This window comes from Cytobacillus oceanisediminis, assembly GCF_022811925.1.
Lineage (GTDB): Bacteria > Bacillota > Bacilli > Bacillales > Cytobacillaceae > Cytobacillus > Cytobacillus oceanisediminis_D.
On the sequence record NZ_CP065511.1, the window covers coordinates 801,909 to 820,000 of the forward strand.

Sequence of the window (18,092 nt, forward strand, 5' to 3'; positions counted from 1 at the left end):
GGTATTGGTTAACCCGGCAAGCGAATTTTGGTTAAAAGGTGAGTATTCAGCCATTGCAAGCTGGCTTACGGTTTTTTTTATTTTTTGTGGGGACTATATTTGTTATTAATGCGAAATTTTATTTGTCCAAAAAACGAGTCTTGGACATCAATCTCGCCACCTTTGAGGAATAGCCTTCCTTCGGCTTGGCATTCTAATAAAGAATGCTAAAAAAGGAGATTGATGTTTCATGTACTTTTATAAAGAAGATTTAATCAATATGATTGTGCCGGATAAGCCGGATCCGCATGCGGCAAGAGTGCTTCAGGAAGCGTTGGGCGGACAGTTTGGCGAAATGAGGACGCTGATGCAGTTTTCATTCCAGAGCGCAAATTTCAGAGGAAAAGCGAAGCAATATCGTGATCTGATCAGAGGTGTGTTTTTGGAAGAGCTAAGCCATGTCGAACTCGTTCAAACTACGATTAATCAGCTTCTAAATGATGCTGGGGGAAGTATGCCAGGCAATCAGGCTGAAGATGGAGCTCCATTGGATGATGTGATTCAAGGAGGAGCAAACCCTCATCATTTTATTATGGGGGCAAAGGCATCTCTCCCTGTCGATGCTGGCGGCAACCCGTGGAACGGCTCCTGGGTATATGACCACGGTAACCTGGTGGCCAACCTCCTGAATAATGTCGTTCTTGAATCGACAGGTGTTCTCCAGAAATCAAGGATTTACGAGATGAGCAGCAATAAGACACTAAGAGAGACGATTGCCTTCCTGATTGTCCGGGATAATGCCCATCAAAATGCATTCGCAAAAGCACTGGAAACGTTAGGAGTGAATTGGGGCAAAATATTCCCGATTCCTAATTACGATTTAAATAAATACCCTGAATGCCGAAAATATGTGGAAATGGGCTTCCACAATGCCCAGTTTAATTTCAGGCTTGATGATACCCGGATCGGTGAGGTTTTCCAGGGGACCACTCCTAGCAGAAATGGTGGAGACCTTTCCGTGGTAGAACCGCCAAAAGGCTATCCTGTTCCTGAAATGCCTGATATGCCGAATGAGCATGCGCCGGGGCTTTTTGATTTGAATAATTAGTTTTTTCTTCTGGCGTCCTGAATATAGGACGCCATTTTATTATATATTTTTAAGGTTTCCTCCAGCATTTTTGGGGAATCTATAGTTATCGAATCAATGAAGAACATGTTTGTTGCTGAAAGGAGTGTCGCGGATGGAGTCCATTTGGCTTGAGTATGCCTGGGCATTATTGATATTAATTGGACTGGAAGGCTTGCTGTCGGCTGACAATGCTCTTGTCTTGGCCGTCATAGCGAAGCATTTACCCGAAGATCAGAAGAAAAAGGCGATTAATTACGGAATCATTATGGCTTTCGTTTTCAGGTTTGGTGCGCTTTTTGCCATTTCATTTATTGCAAACGTCTGGCAGATCCAGGCGATTGGGGCGGCCTATCTATTGTACCTTGGCTTAAAACATGTGATTAAGGCCAAGTTCGGGAAAGAAAATGAAAATATTCGTGAGGATGTAAAGGAAGAAGCGGCGGGGAAAGGATTTTGGCCTACGGTAGGGAAGATTGCATTAGCCGATCTTGCCTTTGCCATCGATTCGATTCTTGCAGCTGTGGCGCTGGCACTTGGTCTGCCGGATTCACCGCTTGATGATTTCGGCGGCATGGATGGAGGCCAGTTTATTGTAGTGGTGCTTGGCGGGATCGCCGGACTGATCCTGATTAAGTTCGCGGCTACCTGGTTTGTTAAGCTCCTTGCCAAACGGCCCGCATTAGAAACAACCGCTTATGCGATTGTCGCCTGGGTTGGTGTCAAACTTGCTGTTATCACACTTGCACATGAGGATATCGGTGTCCTTGACCATCATTTTCCTCATAGTACAGGCTGGACACTGGTCTTTTATGGCGTATTGGTGGCCATTGCCCTGTTTGGCTGGTTTGCGCCGGGTAAAAAGCAAACTGAGGGTGAAGCTTTATAAAGAGAAATGCGTTGATCTTTGGATTAACGCATTTTTTTATGGACATAAAAATGCAGCTAGTGCAGCTGTCTTTTTTTATTGTGGAAAAACAAAAAATTTGAGATTGAATTAAGTATAAAAAATTACAGGTGATATTAAAAGAGTGCTAGTGATAACGCTTTCACGGACTAGTAATAAAGTTATAATTTTTCCTGTAGGCAGGTGATTTTTATCCATTATAAAGGGGGAAAAAGAATGAAAAGAAAGTGGAAAGTTATTTCTCTTATGCTGACGGTTATGATGTTTGCGTTTATTGCAGCGGGATGCAGCCAGGGCACTGGCGGCGGCAGCAGTGAAGTGAGTGTCGGAATCGTTTTGCCAACGAAAGATGAGCCTAGATGGGTTCAGGATGAGCAAAGATTTAAAGATGCGTTAAAAGGAACGGAATATACAACTGAGATTTTGTTTAGCCAGGGATCCTCGGCTAAGGAAAAGGAAAATGTAGAGACTTTGCTGAACAAAGGAATTGATGTGCTGATCATCTGTCCTCAAGATGGAGATGCAGCTGCTGCAGCGGTTGAAGCTGCAAAGAAAGATGGCGTAAAAGTCATTTCTTATGACCGTTTAATTACCAATACAGATGCTATTGATTATTATGTAACATTTGACAGCCTTGCTGTAGGAGCTGCACAGGCGCAATACCTGGTTGACAACGCAAAGGGCAAGGATGTGCCTTTATATCTATACGCCGGCGCTGCTTCTGATAACAATGCTTTCTTGTTCTTCCAGGGAGCATGGAGTGTGCTTCAGCCTAAAATTGCAGATGGGACATTCAAGATTGCTAACTCAAGCGAAGCTGTTACTCTAAAAGATACAGCTGATCTGTCCCGTGACCAGCTAAGCAAAATTATTGGCCAGGTGACAACGAACTGGGATCCGAACGAAGCGAAGAACAAAGCACAAACTCATTTGACAGCAGCTTCTGACGATATGAAGGGCGATGTGGCTATTCTTGCTCCGAACGACGGAACTGCCCGTTCGATTGCAGATGTTTTTGGAACTGACAGCGCAGTATCAAGCTATCTAGTAACAGGTCAGGATGCAGAGAAAGCTTCCATTCAGTACGTTATTGATGAAAAGCAATCCATGACAGTATTCAAGGATGTTCGTACTCTCGTAAAAGATGCAATGGGCATGGCGATCGATATCCTTGAAGACAAAGACCCTGAGACAACTGGTTCTTACGATAACGGCAAGATTGAAGTAAAAGCAAAGCAAACAGATGTAATCGTTGTCGACAAAGATAACGTGAAAAAAGAACTGATTGATTCTGAATACTATAAAGCAGATGAATTTACAGGACTTTAATCAATAAAGGACGAGAAATGGTGATAGATGCGTCTATCACTATTTCTCCTTCTGATTAGCTGTTTGGCTAAGGGGGGAGCATAATGAGCGAAAATATTTTGGAAATGCACGGGATTTCCAAGGAATTTACAGGTGTCAAAGCGCTCAGCAATGTCAATTTCAAGGTGGAAAAAGGTGAGATCCACTGCTTGATCGGTGAAAACGGAGCGGGCAAATCCACTCTGATGAAAGTGCTCAGCGGCGTATACCCTTATGGCGCCTATCAGGGGGATATTGTATTTGAGGGCAGTGTGCAGCAATTCAACAAGATCAGTGACAGTGTAAAAGCAGGAATCGTCATTATCTACCAGGAGCTTGCATTGTTTCCTGATCTCACAGTCTATGAAAATATATTTGCGGGCAATGAAATTAAGCAAAGCGGAATCGTCGATTGGAACCGGACCATTGCTGAAGCTAAAAAAATGCTGGATAAGGTTAAACTCGATGTGAACCCTGAAACACTCGTAAAAGATCTGAGCGTTGGAAAACAGCAATTAGTCGAAATTGCCAAAGCTTTAAGCAAGGACGTGAAACTGCTTATCCTGGATGAGCCGACTGCAGCATTGAATGAGGATGACAGCGGAAATCTGCTGGATTTGTTAGGTGAGCTGAAAGAGCAGGGAATCACCTGCATTATGATCTCCCATAAGCTGAAAGAAGTCATCTCCATTGCAGATAAGGCTACGGTGCTTCGTGATGGCCAAACCATCTGTACCCTGGACGCAGCAAAAGGCGAAATCTCTGAAAATGTCATTATTAAAAACATGGTCGGCAGGGAGATTGAAGATATTTATCCAAAGAGGCCGAACAAAACATTTGGCGATCCTGTTCTTGAGCTTCGCAGCTGGTCTGCGTATGCTGTGCATTTGGGCAGGCAGGTTGTAAAAGATGTTAATTTTCATGTTAAGAAAGGAGAAATTGTCGGGATTGCGGGCTTGATGGGGTCAGGCAGGACAGAACTTGCCCTGAGTATTTTCGGAAATCCAAAATCTTATAAATTACAAGGCGAACTATTGGTGGATGGCGTTCCAAAAACGCTGAAGCATCCGAGTGACGCCATCAGGTCAGGGATTGCGTACGTGACGGAAGACCGAAAAGGGGATGGCCTGTTTTTAATACAGGATATTAAAAACAACATTTCTGCAGCAAACCTCAAACGGGTTGCTGTAAATGGAGTGATTAATGATAACGAAGAAGTGAAGGAAGCAACGGAATATAAAAAGTCCATGTATATCAAAGCATCTTCCCTTGAGCAAGTTGTCGGAAATTTGAGCGGTGGAAACCAGCAGAAAGTGTCCCTGGGCAAATGGCTATTTGTCGGGCCAAAATTGCTGATCCTGGACGAGCCGACGCGGGGCATTGATGTTGGGGCTAAATTCGAAATTTATACGATTATGAATCAATTGATTAAGGAAGGCATGAGCATCATTATGATTTCTTCAGAACTGGGTGAAGTTCTTGGGATGAGCGATCGTGTCTATGTCATGGCGGAAGGCCAAATTAAAGGCGAGCTGTCGATTGAAGAAGCAAATCAGGAAAGCATTATGCAGCTTGCTACGCAATAGGAGGTTAAACTAATGGAATTTATAAACGAAGCGAAATCGCTATTTAAGGATAATATCCGTGACTATGGCATGTACATTGCCTTATTCGTTATTATGCTCACCTTCACCATTATGACTGACGGACTGTTTATGTCTTCACGAAATATAAGTAATTTGCTTGATTCAACAGGGTACATCGCTGTCCTGGCAGTGGGGATGACGCTGGTTATCGTGATTCGCCATATTGACCTCTCAGTCGGATTTGTTGCCGGCTTTTTGGGAGCCATTGCTGCGATTCTCCTGACGGGAATGGGAGTGCCTTTTTATATCACCATTCCGATTATCCTCGTGCTGGGTATTTTTGTCGGACTATTCAATGGTCTCTTAGTGGCAAAATTCGGTATCCCATCCTTCGTAGCTACTCTTGCAGGAATGCTGATCTTTAGAGGTGCACTTCTTCAGGTAACAGAGAAGACAGGGACCATTATCATCAAGGATGACGGATTTAATGCAATCGGAAATGGGTTCATTCCTTCTATTATGCAAGTGAATGGACTGCATCTCCTTACACTGATTCTGGGTTTACTGGCGATATTGCTGTATATAAACAGTGAAATTTCCACCCGGAAAAACAAGATCAACTATCAATTCGAGGTAGTGTCAAAAGGGATTTTTATTATCAAATTAGTTTTTGTTTCTGCTATCATTTCCTATATTACCTGGATCCTGGCAGGCTACAACGGATTTTCCTGGACAGTTGTCATTATGCTTTTAGTGGTTGTCATCTACCATTTCCTGACAACGAAAACCGTGCTTGGAAGACATATATATGCTGTGGGAAGCAATCCGGAAGCGGCACATCTCAGCGGAATCAATGTAAATAAAATTACGTATATAGTCTTCGGTTCAATGGGGATGCTGGCAGCCCTTTCAGGCATATTATTCACCTCGCGCCTTCAGTCAGCGACTACTACAGCTGGGACATTATTTGAACTCGATGCCATTGCAGCTGCTTATGTCGGCGGGGTTTCTTCTGCAGGGGGCGTGGGCAAAATCACCGGTGCCATTATCGGTGCTGTAGTCATGGCCTCTTTATCAAGCGGCATGAATCTGCTCGGGGTAGGGGTTTCCCTCCAGTATATGATCCGCGGAGGAGTATTGGCGGGTGCTGTGATCTTTGATGTCATGACCCGGAAGAAGAGAGGGTAGATTTCCAGTTTCCTGCATTAGCAGTTATAAAAATGGGGCATCCGGCAAAAGGGTGCCCTCACGGTGAGATGGGCAGCATTCCTTAAAGCACCGATTATCCTCCTGTTAACACCAGACTATCCTCTCTCTTTCTAACTCTTCTATAAGCCTTAAAAAGGTGATATGATTAAAATTATTTAACTATTCATACTTAGGAAACGGAGATACAGCCTTGCGTAAAACGGGTATTCTACTATTTTGTCTTACATGTATCATCCTTGGTTATTTTACATTTACGCTATCAAAGAAAACGTTTACATACGAATGGGATCTCCCACCTGCATCAGATGGCCTGGAAGTAAAATATCGGCTGGTCCTGATAACGCAGGAATTAGAGACCCCTTTCTGGGACAAGGCAGGTATTGCTGCACAAGAACAAGCACGGAAGGATGGAGCAAGCCTGGAAGTCTGGGGAAGCTATGGAAAGAATCAAGAGGAATTTTTAAAAAAGTTAGAGATAGCCATTCAATCAAAAGTGGACGGCATCATTGTTCAGGGGCTGGACACTCAGGAATTCAAAGATTTAGCAAAGATAAAAGCAGCTTTTTATGGAATCCCGATTATTACTGTGGCCAATGACGTGCCCAAATCTGAAAGTTTGAGAAAAACGTACGTCGGCTCGGATCAATATCTGGCCGGGCAGTTAATTGCAGAACAGCTACTTGACGATATGGGCCATAAGGGAAAAGTCATTCTCATGGGCGACAAGCATAAAGAGTTTTATCAGCAGCAGCGTCTCGCTGGCATTCATGAAGTATTGAAGGATTATCCAAATATCCGGACCGTCTATGCGGAAACGACTGATGTTAGGGAGGAAATTATCGCTGCCACTCAGAACATGCTGAATCAAAACCCGGATACTGATAGTTTTATAGCTATTAAAGCCAATATAGCCGGAGCGATGATTCAGGAAATTGGCAGGCGATCACAGGTAGAACCTTATTATATCTATTCTTTTGACGATGGTCCGGATTCAATATCTCTGCTTACTCAGGGAAAACTTGATGGAATCATTGAACAGTCTCCTGAGAAGATGGGAAGCCTCAGTGCAGAGCTGATTTTGAAATGGCTTAAAGATGAAGAAGTGCCGCTGAAATCTGAGGGCTATCTTACCGACATCAGGATATTAAAGGCGATGGAAAAGCAATGAACAAAATTCATAAGAAAATCTGGACACTCACGACTGTTATTCTATTGATCATGGCAGCAATATGGATAACACTTACCTATTATAATCAGAAAACTCAGAATCAATATAACGACATTCTTCAGCGGTACCTTCGGATGAATGAGGTTACAAGAACAAGCCAGCAGATGATTGCAGACTTGAATAACTACTTCATCACGCCCATTCCGGAAAATCTGGACAAATTGAACAAAAGCAAGGAAAAAATGATAAAGGTAAAAAGGGATGTTTCATATCTTCGAAATTCAGAAAATGATTTTGCTTTGACAAATTATATGAATCTGATTGACAGCCTGGTTGAGACGACGGACCGCTCCCTTCTTTTCTTTATTGAAAAGGAGACAGAGGATTCTGTGAAAGAATTCTCGGAAGCGACGCGCATCTCGATGTATATCTCCGAGATGACGCTGACGCTGATCGATAGTGAACTAAATACGTATGAACGGTTTTACCGGGGGATCATTGAACAGTCCGAAGAAATCAAAAAACTGGGGATTTGGCTGATGCTGATGATAACCTGCCTCTTAATGTTCTTGACCTATGGCTTTTCCTTAAGCATTACGAAGCCTATACAGCGGTTGACCAAGGCAGCCAATGAGTTATCAAGGGGCAGATTTCACTTGCCGATAAAGGTTGATTCAAATGATGAAATTGCCTTTCTTGCCCAGACCTTTGACCGGATGCGGATTAATATCAATAACCTGATTTCAGAGATCCAGCATAAGGCACAGCTGGAGCATGAGCTCCAGGAAAGCAAGTTATTGCTGAAGGAAAGCCAGCTCTTGAACCTGCAAAGCCAGATTAACCCTCATTTTTTATTTAACACATTAAATACACTTTCCAAGAAAGCCTATCTGGAAGGTTCTCATGAAACCAGCGACCTGCTTGTTAGTGTGGCCGGCCTGCTGCGCTATAACTTAAAAAGGCTTGATAAGCCCGTAACACTTAGAGAAGAAGTGATGGTCCTGCAGCAATACATGGATATTCAAAAAGCCAGATTTACAGAGCGCCTGCATTTGAGAATGTCAATAGATGAATCGTGTCTGAATGTGGACATTCCGGGTCTCACCCTGCAGCCGATCATCGAGAATGCCGTCAACTATGCAGTGGAGCCAAGAGAAGAAGGCGGGATCATCTGGTTTCGCATTCAGGACGGAAATGAATGTGTGATTATAGAAGTGGAAGACGATGGTCCAGGTATTGAGGAATATAAAATTAAACAGATTCTTCAAGGGCAGTTCATTCAGAAGGATGGAAATTCAACAGGCATCGGGTTTACCAATGTTGTCAGGCGTTTGCGCCTTTTTTACGGCTATGAAGATGTCATGAACATTGAGAGCAGTGCTGCCGGCACAAAAGTAGTGATGACAATACCGAAAGATAGGAGGGGGGCAAATGACAAAACTCCTGATCGCGGATGATGAACAAATTGAACGGGAAGGACTGGACGTGATTCTGCAGAAAGCCTTTCCTGGCGTTGAAATTAGCCAGGCGAAAAATGGGAAGATGGCCGTTCAATTGGCTAAAGAGTTTAACCCTGATTTAATCATGATGGACATTCAAATGCCAGGGCTGAATGGCCTGGAAGCTATTAAGCAAATCAGTGAAGAGGATCCGCATATTAAATTTATTATGATTACAGCTTTCGATACATTCGATTATGCCCGGCAGGCGATAAAGCTTGGGGTCAAGGATTATTTACTCAAGCCAAGCAAGATCACGGAAATTGAAGCAACAGTTGGGAAGGTGCTTGAACAGATTGAGGAAGAGCGGAGGTTCCGTGAAATGACGAAGCTTCAGCAGGAGGCGCTGCAAAAGGCTCTTCCGGTCATTGAGACGGATGTCGTGACACAGCTGCTGTTCGATCATGTCCATGAAGTTCACCTGGATATGCTTGTTGAAATGCTCGATATTCGCTCAACAGATGAACAGTTCGTCATGAGCATCCTGCTTCCTGATGGACAAGAACACCTCTATACCTCAGTCAAAGAGAAGGTCAGGCATGCAGGCAGTGCATGGGTAGGTGCTCTATATGGCCGCCAGCTTCCCATCATCGTTTTTCGGGAAAAGCAGCATTCATTCCGTTCACAGGCTATATCTATAGCCGGCGAAATTCTGTCTCTTGCGAAAAAAGGCTCGTCAGAGGGCTGGTTCGTCGGGATTGGGAACGCTTGCGGGTCGTTGCAATCCATCCGTCAATCCTATCAGGAATCGGTTATTGCCACCCTGGATTCAACTCTCCCTGTTAAATACCGATTTTATTCCGATGTGCCAGTGCTTAGCGCAGGGGAAGATTTAGAGCTGACCAAAGAGCGGGAAAAGCAGTTTTTCGATCAAGTCAGGCTTGGCAAATGGCAGCAAATCAGCTTAAGTGTAATGGAGATGATTCAGCGGTGTGAAATGGAAAGGGCAGGGGTGATTCAAGCGCAGCAGCGGGTGCTGCAGCTGCTCTGGATTGCTTCACGTGTAATGAGTGAGATTGGGGTAGAAGCTCCTGCACCATTTTTTGAGTATCAAACCCAGGATTTCCGGCAGCTGCGCGCTGAAACGGATCAATTGCTAAAGCAAATGAAGAAATCGTATATGAGGCATTACGATAAGCTGGAAGCGGATACTATCCACCAGCTGAAACATTATATTACTGAACATTCTCATAAGGATATTTCCCTTGAAGCACTGGGAAGGAAAGTGGAGCTAAGCCCAATCTATATCAGTAAAATGTTCAAGGAGAAACTCGGGGTAAATTATATCGATTTCCTGACTGAATGCCGAATTGAAAAAGCCAAGAAGCTGATGGCGGATCACGGAAAAAGTCTGAAAGAAATTACCTTTGAGGTGGGCTATCATGAACCGAACTATTTCAGCAAGGTTTTCAAAAAGATGTGCGGCCAGTCACCGACAGAATTCCGAAAAACCCTTCTGGGCAAAAAAGATTGATGGAAGGAAAAGGGGGCAAGACAGATGGATAGAATCCAAAGAAAGCTGACTATGGCTGCGCTGTTTCTGGTTTGCCTCCTGTCAGCCTGCCAAACGAATACAGCACTCGAAAAAAATCCCGGGAAAGCAATTCCTGCTGCCGGTGAAGTGGAAGGAGGAGAGGATGGGGAGAAACCCATTAAGATCGGCTTTTCAATGGATACTTTATTGGAAGAGCGCTGGCTGAAGGATAGAGATCTGTTCAAAGAGGCTGTAGAAGAGCTTGGAGCCGAAGTGGAGATCATGGCTGCGAATGGGGATGATGCGGTTCAAATATCACAGGCAGAAACATTGATAAAACAAAGGGTTGACCTGCTGGTTGTCGTTCCCCATAATGCTGAAGCCACCGCTTCGATCGTCAAAAAAGCACATGAGGCAGGCATTAAGGTCATCTCATATGACCGGCTTGTGAAAAATGCTGATATCGACTTATACATATCCTTTGATAATGAAAAGGTTGGCGAGCTGCAGGCAAGTGCCATCACCAAACTGGTTCCTAAAGGGAAGTATGTGTATATTGGCGGAGCCATCACTGACCATAACGCCCATTTATTCAAACGAGGAGTCTTTAACGTGCTTCAGCCTTTAATTGAAAAAGGAGATATACAGATCGTATATGATCAGTGGTCCAGAGATTGGACGCCGGCGAATGCATTTGTGAATATGGAAGATGCTCTTAAAGCCAATCAAAATCAAATTGATGCCGTGATCGCAGCAAACGATGCAACTGCAGGCGGCGCCATCCAGGCACTGGCAGTGCAAGGGCTGGCAGGGAAAATTCCTGTAGCCGGTCAGGATGCCGAGCTTGCCGCTGCCCAGCGGATCATCAGAGGAACGCAGACGATGACGGTATACAAACCTATCGGCACGCTGACCAAAGAAGCTGCTGAACTAGCGGTCAGAATGGCAAAAGGAGAACAGATAGAAGCGAACCGAAAAATTAACAATGGCAAAATAGAGGTGCCTTCCGTCCTTCTTTCGCCAATTGCTGTCGATAAACACAATATGGATCGTACCATTATTGCAGATGGATTTCATTCCAGAGAAGAAGTTTATAAGTAGGGACGAGAGGACAGATACACACTCCCTCCCGCCGCCTGGGACATGGAACCTGTCCCTATGTCCCTATTGCATGAACGGGTCTGCACTGGTATGATAAATGTAATTATAATGAAATGGAGGTTTTCCTTTTGACAGCATCAATGAGACTAAGAAACCCGCTTTTCAATCGTTAATTGAATACGTTTGAAGGCTCTGCCTATGTTCAGAGCAGCGGGATTGGTCTGTCTATTTAAGGAAACCTGAATTTAACGGTTATTTTTAAAGAGGGGATGAATTTCTCCTCTTTTTTGCTGTCTATAGAAATAGAATGTATAGAGCGGATTGATCAACTGAATATAGGCAAAGCTTGTTTTTATTAAATATAGAAATGAGTGATTAGTTCATGAGTACTGTAAACCCTAATCTGAAGGAGAATTGGCTGAAGAATATTATTCTCTTTTTAAGCAGTCAGACGATCTCCCTTTTTGGATCGTCCCTCGTTCAATACGCCATTATGTGGCATATTACCTTAACGACAGAATCCGGTTTGATGATGACTCTCTACATCATTTGCGGGTTCATTCCGACCTTCTTTTTATCGCCGGTCGCCGGTGTCTGGGCAGACCGGTATAACCGGAAAATGCTGATTATTTTAGCGGATGGTCTTATTGCCTTTTCAACGCTGATTCTCGCTATCCTCTTTTTAATGGGATATGAATCCATCTGGCTGCTGTTTGTCATGGCAGGGATTCGTGCCCTTGGAACAGGGGTTCAGACTCCTGCCGTCGGGGCGATTCTGCCGCAGATAGTCCCTAAGGATAAGCTCACAAAGGTAAATGGAGCAAACGGGAGCATACAAGCGGTCATTATGTTTGTCTCGCCAATGGTCAGTGCCGCTCTGCTGGCGATGGCATCACTTGAAGTCATCTTTTTCATCGATGTGATCACAGCAGCGATTGCCATTGTCACACTGATGACTTTTGTCAAAATCGCTGTGCACGAAAAAGCAGCAGCCAAACAGACAACGAGCTACTTCAGCGACTTTAAACAAGGTCTGCAATATGTAAACAGTACTCCTTTCCTGAAGAAATTCTTCCTGTTCTTTGCGGTCTTTTTTGTCCTGATGGCACCTGCGGCCTTTTTGACGCCGCTGCAGGTTACCCGCACCTTTGGCGGGGATGTGTGGAAGCTGACAGCCATTGAAATTGCTTTTTCAGTCGGCATGATGGCTGGGGGCGGAATCATTGCTTCCTGGGGAGGATATCCAAATAAAATTAAAACCATGACCCTTGCCAGTCTTATCATGGGGATTTGCACCCTGGCTCTTGGCATCGTTCCGGTTTTCTGGATCTATTTAGTGTTCATGGCGTTATTCGGGGTTGCCATGCCAATATTCAATACACCGACAACAGTATTGCTGCAGGAAAAAATTGAAGAGAATTATTTAGGCAGAGTGTTTGGTGTCATGGGGATGATTTCCACCTCGATGATGCCGATTGGAATGCTGATATTTGGCCCGATTGCAGATATCATTGCCATCGAATGGCTTCTTGTGGGAACAGGGGCATTCATTATCCTATTAGCGGTCATTTTAGGCCGGGATCAGGTGCTTCTAGAAGCGGGGAAGCCTGCTCTGAGTGAAAGCTAAAGGACTCTTCCTATTAAATGAGGTTCTTTTGTAAGCAGTTCCGTTTAAGGTAAAAAAACAAAATTAACAGTCAAAGTAAAAGTCCACTTCGCAAATGAATTGGGCTTTTATTTTTTATTTATATTTTCCTGATTGAATGTTAGATTTTAATTATGTTTAAATGTACAGGATATTATAAGTTTGCAGGAGGTTATGATGGGTTTAAAATATAAATGTTTAATCTTAGACCATGATGATACAGGAGTAAAAAGCACACCAGGTATTCACTATCCGTCATTTGTAGAGGCTCTTAAAGACTTGCGGCCAAATGATGACCCTATTGTTTTTGAAGATTTTGTCAGATGCTGCTTCCATCCAGGTTTTTCTTCATTATGCAAAGACATTATTAAATTTACAGATGAAGAACAAAGACACCAGCAGATGGTATGGAAAAAATATACCGAGTCAACTGTACCAGACTTTTATGAGCTGTTTTCAGAGACTATTCAAGAATTTAAAAAACAAGGTGGAATTGTGACGGTTGTTTCTCATTCCGAGAGGAGTCGAATTGAAAGAGATTACTCCATTCATTGTGGATTTGTGCCAGATGCCATTTTTGGATGGGAACTTCCTGAACATCAGAGAAAACCATACCCATATCCAATTAAGGAAATTTTAAGACGCTATGATCTTCAAGAGACTGATGCATTAATGCTGGATGACCTGAAGCCTGGATTGGAAATGGCCAGAAGCTGCAATGTGGATTTTGCGGCTGCAGGGTGGTCTCACAGTATCCCTGAAATCAAGGAACAAATGAAATCAGAATCAAAATATTATTTTGAAACAGTAGAAGAATTTAATAAATTTATTTTTGAATAACAAGACGCTTGGGCCAAACCCTAAGCGTTTTGTTATGCTATTTCACTTGCTTAATCAATAGTGTATTAAAGAGTGAGTAACAAGGAACAGCAGCAGTTATGGAGAATATTTATACTTAACATTATTTGAGGGGGGTATAAGTATCAGGCAAATTATCGCACTCGGAGGAGGAGGGTTCTCCATGGAGCCGGAGAATCCATTATTAGATGAATACATTTTACGTCAGTCAGGTAAAGAAAATCCTAAAGTCTGTTATGTGCCTACTGCAACAGGAGATTCCGAAGTATGCATTAAATGGTTTTATGACTTCTTTGAAAAACAGAAGTGCCAGCCTTCCCATTTATCTTTATTTAAACCCCCAACAAGAGATATAGAGGGATTTATACTGGATAAAGATATCATTTATGTTGGAGGCGGAAATACGAAGAATTTATTGGCTTTATGGAAAGAATGGGGATTAGATAAGATTTTACGAAAGGTATGGGACCAAGGGATCGTATTAGCCGGCATCAGCGCGGGCTCCATTTGCTGGTTTGAAGAAGGGGTGACGGATTCTTATGGCGATAAACTGGAGCCCTTAACATGCCTGGGCTTTTTACAAGGAAGCAATTGCCCTCATTACGACGGGGAAGCGGAAAGAAGGCCTGCCTATCATGGGCTTTTGGCTTCTGGTAAAATAAAGCCTGGAATTGCAGCGGATGATGGAGTGGCTATCCACTTCATTGAGGAGGAGGTCAGCCGAATCGTAAGCTCAAGACCGAATGCCAGGGCCTATAAGGTCTATTTCGATAAAGAAGTAAAAGAGATTGAACTGAAAACCGAATATTTGGGTTCTTGAGGCGAATCAGTGTTTTGCTGTTAACTTTATTAAAATAGAAGGAAGTGCTTAAAGTTGGATTTACAGACGGTTATGCAGGAGCTCGAGGCTCTCGGCAAGGAGCGGACCAAGAAAATGTACATATCAAACGGCGCACACGAGCCGCTTTTTGGCGCTGCAACAGGAGCAATGAAGCCAATCGCTAAAAAAATTAAAAGAAATCAGCCTTTGGCAGAGGAGCTATACGCTACAGGGAACTATGATGCCATGTACTTTGCAGGCATCATTGCAGATCCAGAAGCCATGACAGCAGAGGATTTTGACCGCTGGATGGATGCAGCTTATTTTTATATGCTGTCCGATTATGTGGTGGCCGTTACATTAGCTGAAGCAGATATTGCACAGGACGTTGCCGATAAATGGATCGAAAGCGGGGAAGAGCTGCGGATGTCAGGGGGCTGGAGCTGCTATTGCTGGCTTTTGGGGAATCGTCCGGATGCTGAATTTTCAGAGGAGAAGCTGGCAAAAATGCTTGATAAAGTGAAAGACACCATCCATGATTCTCCGGAGCGTACGAAATCCGCCATGAATAATTTTGTCTATACAGTGGGTGTATCATATTTGCCGCTCCATGAAAAAGCGGTTGAAACAGCAAAAGCCATCGGGCCGGTAGAAATGAAGCGGGACAAGAAAAAAAGCAGTTTCCTGCACGCCTCAGAAAATATCCAGAAGGAAGTAGATAGAGGGAAGCTGGGTTTTAAAAGGAAATATGTAAGATGTTAAAACCTCGCGTGATGTATGAGCATTGATACAGAGTTGGAGGGACAGGGACCTGCCCCGTTGTCTCCATTCTTAGAACGGCACATTGGACGAAATAAAAAGGGGAGCTGCTGCAAATGAGAATACCTATCTATCAAATTGATGCTTTTACAGACGAGCAATTCAAAGGGAATCCAGCGGCGGTATGTCCATTGGAAAAATGGATTGATAATGACCTGATGCAAAGCATTGCTGCCGAAAATAATCTGGCTGAAACAGCCTTTTTTGTGAAGAAGGGAAAGGATTATGAGTTAAAATGGTTCACGCCAAAAGCAGAGATTGATTTATGCGGGCACGCGACATTGGCAGCTGCTTATGTCATTTTTACCTATCTCGATGAAAGCAAGATGAATGTAAAATTCCATACAAAAAGCGGAATTTTAGAAGTATCGAATGACCGTGAACTATTAACAATGACGTTCCCTGCCCGGGAAGGGGAAAAATGTGAAGCTCCGGAGGCACTCATTAGAGGACTGGGCAAGGAGCCAATAGAGACTTATTTATCAAGGGACTATCTGGCCGTCTTTGAATCAGAACAGGATTTACTGGACATGGAATTAAATATGGAAGAACTTAAAAAGCTGGATGCTTTCGGGGTTATCGCCACTGCCAAAGGAAATGAATCTGACTTCGCATCAAGATTTTTTGCTCCAAAGGCAGGTGTTGATGAAGACCCTGTTACCGGATCAGCTCATTGCACATTGGTTCCATACTGGAAAAAGGTGTTAAATAAGAGTGAATTTACGGCACTGCAATTATCAGAAAGGGGCGGAAAGCTTTATTGTGAAGATTTAGGCGATAAGGTGAAACTATCTGGAGAGGCTGTTGCTTATTTGGAAGGATATATTCATGTTTAGACGATCTGTTTCTTTGTGTGCCAGCGCATGTTATAATGAGGAACTTAGGAATTATGATCTCATAATGGAACGGATGCCAAGAAAAGCCTCCGCCTAGTGATGAAATATGGAGGTGCAAGTGAATGAATAAACGGTGGACTATCAGTAAAATTAAAGATTTTGTTGAGAAGAATTCGGATAGTAAGCTGCTAACGACGGAATATCATGGGTTTTCTCAAAAGCTGCTTTTTCAATGTGCATGCGGCAGTGAGTTTGAAAAAACATTTACGAAATTTAAAAATAATCACCAGCGCAAATGTGACGTTTGTCAGCCGCCAAAAGAGTCACGCTAAACGAATATCAGGAAATAAACGAAGTGCCGATTTCAATTTCAAGAAATTGGCGCTTTTTCTTTTTAATCTTCCTCTTTGTTCCGGAAAGAAATTGACTGAAGCAAGTAAATTAATTATTATATTTGACAAAGGCAACTATATTCAGAGGAGTGATTTCTTTGTCAATTATCTCATTTAAAGAAAGAATCAATGCTGTTCGCCATTTTAATCGTTTTATGACCAGGCAAATCGGAGCTTTGCGGGAGGGGTTACTACATAGTCCCTATTCGCTTACAGAATCCAGAATCCTGTTTGAAATTGCCACTAACGAGGACCCTGCAGCATCAAGTTTAGCTCAAGAGCTGGGTTTAGATGCAGGCTATTTAAGTCGAATATTAGCCCGGTTTGAAGAGAAAGGCCTTATAAAGAAAGAACGTTCTGCTAAAGATGCCAGGCAGCGCATTTTAAAGCTTACACCAGAGGGAGAAAAAGCTTTTTCTAAACTAAATGAACGTTCATACAATGAAATAGCGGAACTTCTCGGAAAATTGTCGGAAAGTGAACAGCAGCAATTAATAAACGCTATGAAAACCGTCGAGGGACTGATCAGCAAGAATGAAAGCCTAAAATTTTCTGGACCATATTTTCTTCGTCAGCATGAACCTGGTGATATGGGGTGGGTTGTACACAAGCATGGTCTTTTGTATTCACAAGAATATGGATGGGATGAGAGATTTGAAGCTCTTGTATCTCAAATTGCAGCAGATTTTATAAATAACTATAATCCTAAGCGGGAACGCTGCTGGATTGCCGAAATGAACGGAGAAATAGTGGGTTCTATTTTTGTTGTTGAAGGAAGTGAGGATACGGCTAAACTTCGTCTATTAATAGTAGACCAAAAGGCGAGAGGATTGGGCCTTGGTTCACAATTGGTTGAAGAATGCATAAACTTTTCCAAACAAGCAGGATATAAGAAACTCGTTCTATGGACAAACAGTGTTCTTAAAGAAGCGCGGCTTATCTATCAGAAAAAGGGATTTCAGCTTGTTAAGGAGGAAAAACATCATAGCTTTGGGCACGATTTAGTTGGAGAAACGTGGGAACTGCTGCTTTAAGGGACAAGGGGACAGGTACACTGTCCCTTTTGCTGTTTTTTCAGAGAAAATGTGCCCCTCAGATCAATAGATTAATAAAAAGCCTCCATTCAAATTGAATGGAGGCTCATAGAAGGAAACGGGATTACGGATGAATGGCCGTCGGCCTCCAGTGCCATGGTTGGTTATTGGTTACGGGTGAAGTTGTAATGGGTCATGGATAATCGGTTAGGCCATTGCCATTACAAGGTACCTTTGTACACAATAGGAGGGTGTTCCTTCTATGCCTTGAAGCAGAGTCTCACCGCTTCAA

16 protein-coding genes are annotated in these 18,092 nt (G+C 43.2%); all 16 read left to right on the forward strand.

Features of this window, described 5'->3' with window-relative positions:
* Positions 1-229: 229 nt before the first annotated feature.
* The 16 genes from IRB79_RS04220 (at position 230) to IRB79_RS04295 (ending at position 17,800) form a co-directional block, all read left to right on the forward strand.
* Complete coding sequence (locus tag IRB79_RS04220; protein ID WP_243506887.1) at positions 230-1,087, forward strand: manganese catalase family protein; 858 nt, start codon at positions 230-232, stop codon at positions 1,085-1,087.
* 133 nt (positions 1,088-1,220) lie between these two features.
* Positions 1,221-1,994 (forward strand): TerC family protein, encoded by a 774-nt coding sequence (locus IRB79_RS04225; RefSeq protein ID WP_019380227.1) that lies wholly within the window; start codon positions 1,221-1,223, stop codon positions 1,992-1,994.
* Between the two features lie 234 nt (positions 1,995-2,228).
* Positions 2,229-3,341, forward strand: a complete 1,113-nt coding sequence (locus IRB79_RS04230; RefSeq protein ID WP_243506888.1) for a sugar ABC transporter substrate-binding protein — start codon at positions 2,229-2,231, stop codon at positions 3,339-3,341.
* An 83-nt stretch (positions 3,342-3,424) separates the two neighbouring features.
* Positions 3,425-4,945 carry a sugar ABC transporter ATP-binding protein gene (locus IRB79_RS04235; RefSeq protein WP_243506889.1) on the forward strand — a complete coding sequence of 507 codons (1,521 nt, stop codon included), beginning with the start codon at positions 3,425-3,427 and terminating at the stop codon, positions 4,943-4,945.
* 12 nt (positions 4,946-4,957) lie between these two features.
* A complete protein-coding gene (locus IRB79_RS04240) occupies positions 4,958-6,133 on the forward strand; it encodes a sugar ABC transporter permease (RefSeq protein ID WP_243506890.1) in 1,176 nt (391 codons plus the stop codon).
* A 211-nt stretch (positions 6,134-6,344) separates the two neighbouring features.
* A complete protein-coding gene (locus tag IRB79_RS04245) occupies positions 6,345-7,322 on the forward strand; it encodes a sugar ABC transporter substrate-binding protein (protein WP_243506891.1) in 978 nt (325 codons plus the stop codon).
* Positions 7,319-8,779: a sensor histidine kinase gene (locus IRB79_RS04250; protein WP_243506892.1), complete on the forward strand. Its 1,461-nt coding sequence runs from the start codon at positions 7,319-7,321 to the stop codon at positions 8,777-8,779. Before IRB79_RS04245 ends, IRB79_RS04250 begins: the two co-directional genes overlap by 4 nt.
* Positions 8,754-10,295 carry a response regulator gene (locus tag IRB79_RS04255; RefSeq protein WP_243506895.1) on the forward strand — a complete coding sequence of 514 codons (1,542 nt, stop codon included), beginning with the start codon at positions 8,754-8,756 and terminating at the stop codon, positions 10,293-10,295. Before IRB79_RS04250 ends, IRB79_RS04255 begins: the two co-directional genes overlap by 26 nt.
* Positions 10,296-10,319: 24 nt before the next feature.
* A complete protein-coding gene (gene xylF, locus IRB79_RS04260; RefSeq protein ID WP_243506897.1) occupies positions 10,320-11,396 on the forward strand; it encodes a D-xylose ABC transporter substrate-binding protein in 1,077 nt (358 codons plus the stop codon).
* 382 nt (positions 11,397-11,778) lie between these two features.
* A complete protein-coding gene (locus tag IRB79_RS04265; RefSeq protein ID WP_243506898.1) occupies positions 11,779-13,023 on the forward strand; it encodes an MFS transporter in 1,245 nt (414 codons plus the stop codon).
* 192 nt (positions 13,024-13,215) lie between these two features.
* Entirely contained in the window at positions 13,216-13,881 is a 666-nt protein-coding gene (locus IRB79_RS04270) for an HAD family hydrolase (protein WP_243506899.1), read from the forward strand.
* 142 nt (positions 13,882-14,023) lie between these two features.
* The gene (locus tag IRB79_RS04275; protein ID WP_243509215.1) at positions 14,024-14,719 is read left to right on the forward strand and encodes a Type 1 glutamine amidotransferase-like domain-containing protein; all 696 of its coding nucleotides are present in this window, start codon (positions 14,024-14,026) and stop codon (positions 14,717-14,719) included.
* Between the two features lie 54 nt (positions 14,720-14,773).
* A complete protein-coding gene (locus tag IRB79_RS04280) occupies positions 14,774-15,481 on the forward strand; it encodes a DNA alkylation repair protein (protein WP_243506900.1) in 708 nt (235 codons plus the stop codon).
* A gap of 113 nt (positions 15,482-15,594) precedes the next feature.
* Complete coding sequence (locus IRB79_RS04285) at positions 15,595-16,374, forward strand: PhzF family phenazine biosynthesis protein (protein ID WP_243506901.1); 780 nt, start codon at positions 15,595-15,597, stop codon at positions 16,372-16,374.
* Between the two features lie 122 nt (positions 16,375-16,496).
* Entirely contained in the window at positions 16,497-16,706 is a 210-nt protein-coding gene (locus IRB79_RS04290; RefSeq protein ID WP_243506902.1) for a hypothetical protein, read from the forward strand.
* Between the two features lie 149 nt (positions 16,707-16,855).
* Positions 16,856-17,800 carry a bifunctional helix-turn-helix transcriptional regulator/GNAT family N-acetyltransferase gene (locus IRB79_RS04295; RefSeq protein ID WP_243506903.1) on the forward strand — a complete coding sequence of 315 codons (945 nt, stop codon included), beginning with the start codon at positions 16,856-16,858 and terminating at the stop codon, positions 17,798-17,800.
* The last annotated feature ends 292 nt before the right edge of the window (positions 17,801-18,092 follow it).

What these genes read in the sequence shown, in the direction of transcription:
- IRB79_RS04220 (WP_243506887.1), top strand. Translation starts at nt 230, where the DNA reads ATGTACTTTTATAAAGAAGATTTAATCAATATGATTGTGCCGGATAAG.
- IRB79_RS04225 (WP_019380227.1), top strand. Translation starts at nt 1,221, where the DNA reads ATGGAGTCCATTTGGCTTGAGTATGCCTGGGCATTATTGATATTAATT.
- IRB79_RS04230 (WP_243506888.1), top strand. Translation starts at nt 2,229, where the DNA reads ATGAAAAGAAAGTGGAAAGTTATTTCTCTTATGCTGACGGTTATGATG.
- IRB79_RS04235 (WP_243506889.1), top strand. Translation starts at nt 3,425, where the DNA reads ATGAGCGAAAATATTTTGGAAATGCACGGGATTTCCAAGGAATTTACA.
- IRB79_RS04240 (WP_243506890.1), top strand. Translation starts at nt 4,958, where the DNA reads ATGGAATTTATAAACGAAGCGAAATCGCTATTTAAGGATAATATCCGT.
- IRB79_RS04250 (WP_243506892.1), top strand. Translation starts at nt 7,319, where the DNA reads ATGAACAAAATTCATAAGAAAATCTGGACACTCACGACTGTTATTCTA.
- IRB79_RS04255 (WP_243506895.1), top strand. Translation starts at nt 8,754, where the DNA reads ATGACAAAACTCCTGATCGCGGATGATGAACAAATTGAACGGGAAGGA.
- xylF (WP_243506897.1), top strand. Translation starts at nt 10,320, where the DNA reads ATGGATAGAATCCAAAGAAAGCTGACTATGGCTGCGCTGTTTCTGGTT.
- IRB79_RS04265 (WP_243506898.1), top strand. Translation starts at nt 11,779, where the DNA reads ATGAGTACTGTAAACCCTAATCTGAAGGAGAATTGGCTGAAGAATATT.
- IRB79_RS04270 (WP_243506899.1), top strand. Translation starts at nt 13,216, where the DNA reads ATGATGGGTTTAAAATATAAATGTTTAATCTTAGACCATGATGATACA.
- IRB79_RS04285 (WP_243506901.1), top strand. Translation starts at nt 15,595, where the DNA reads ATGAGAATACCTATCTATCAAATTGATGCTTTTACAGACGAGCAATTC.
- IRB79_RS04290 (WP_243506902.1), top strand. Translation starts at nt 16,497, where the DNA reads ATGAATAAACGGTGGACTATCAGTAAAATTAAAGATTTTGTTGAGAAG.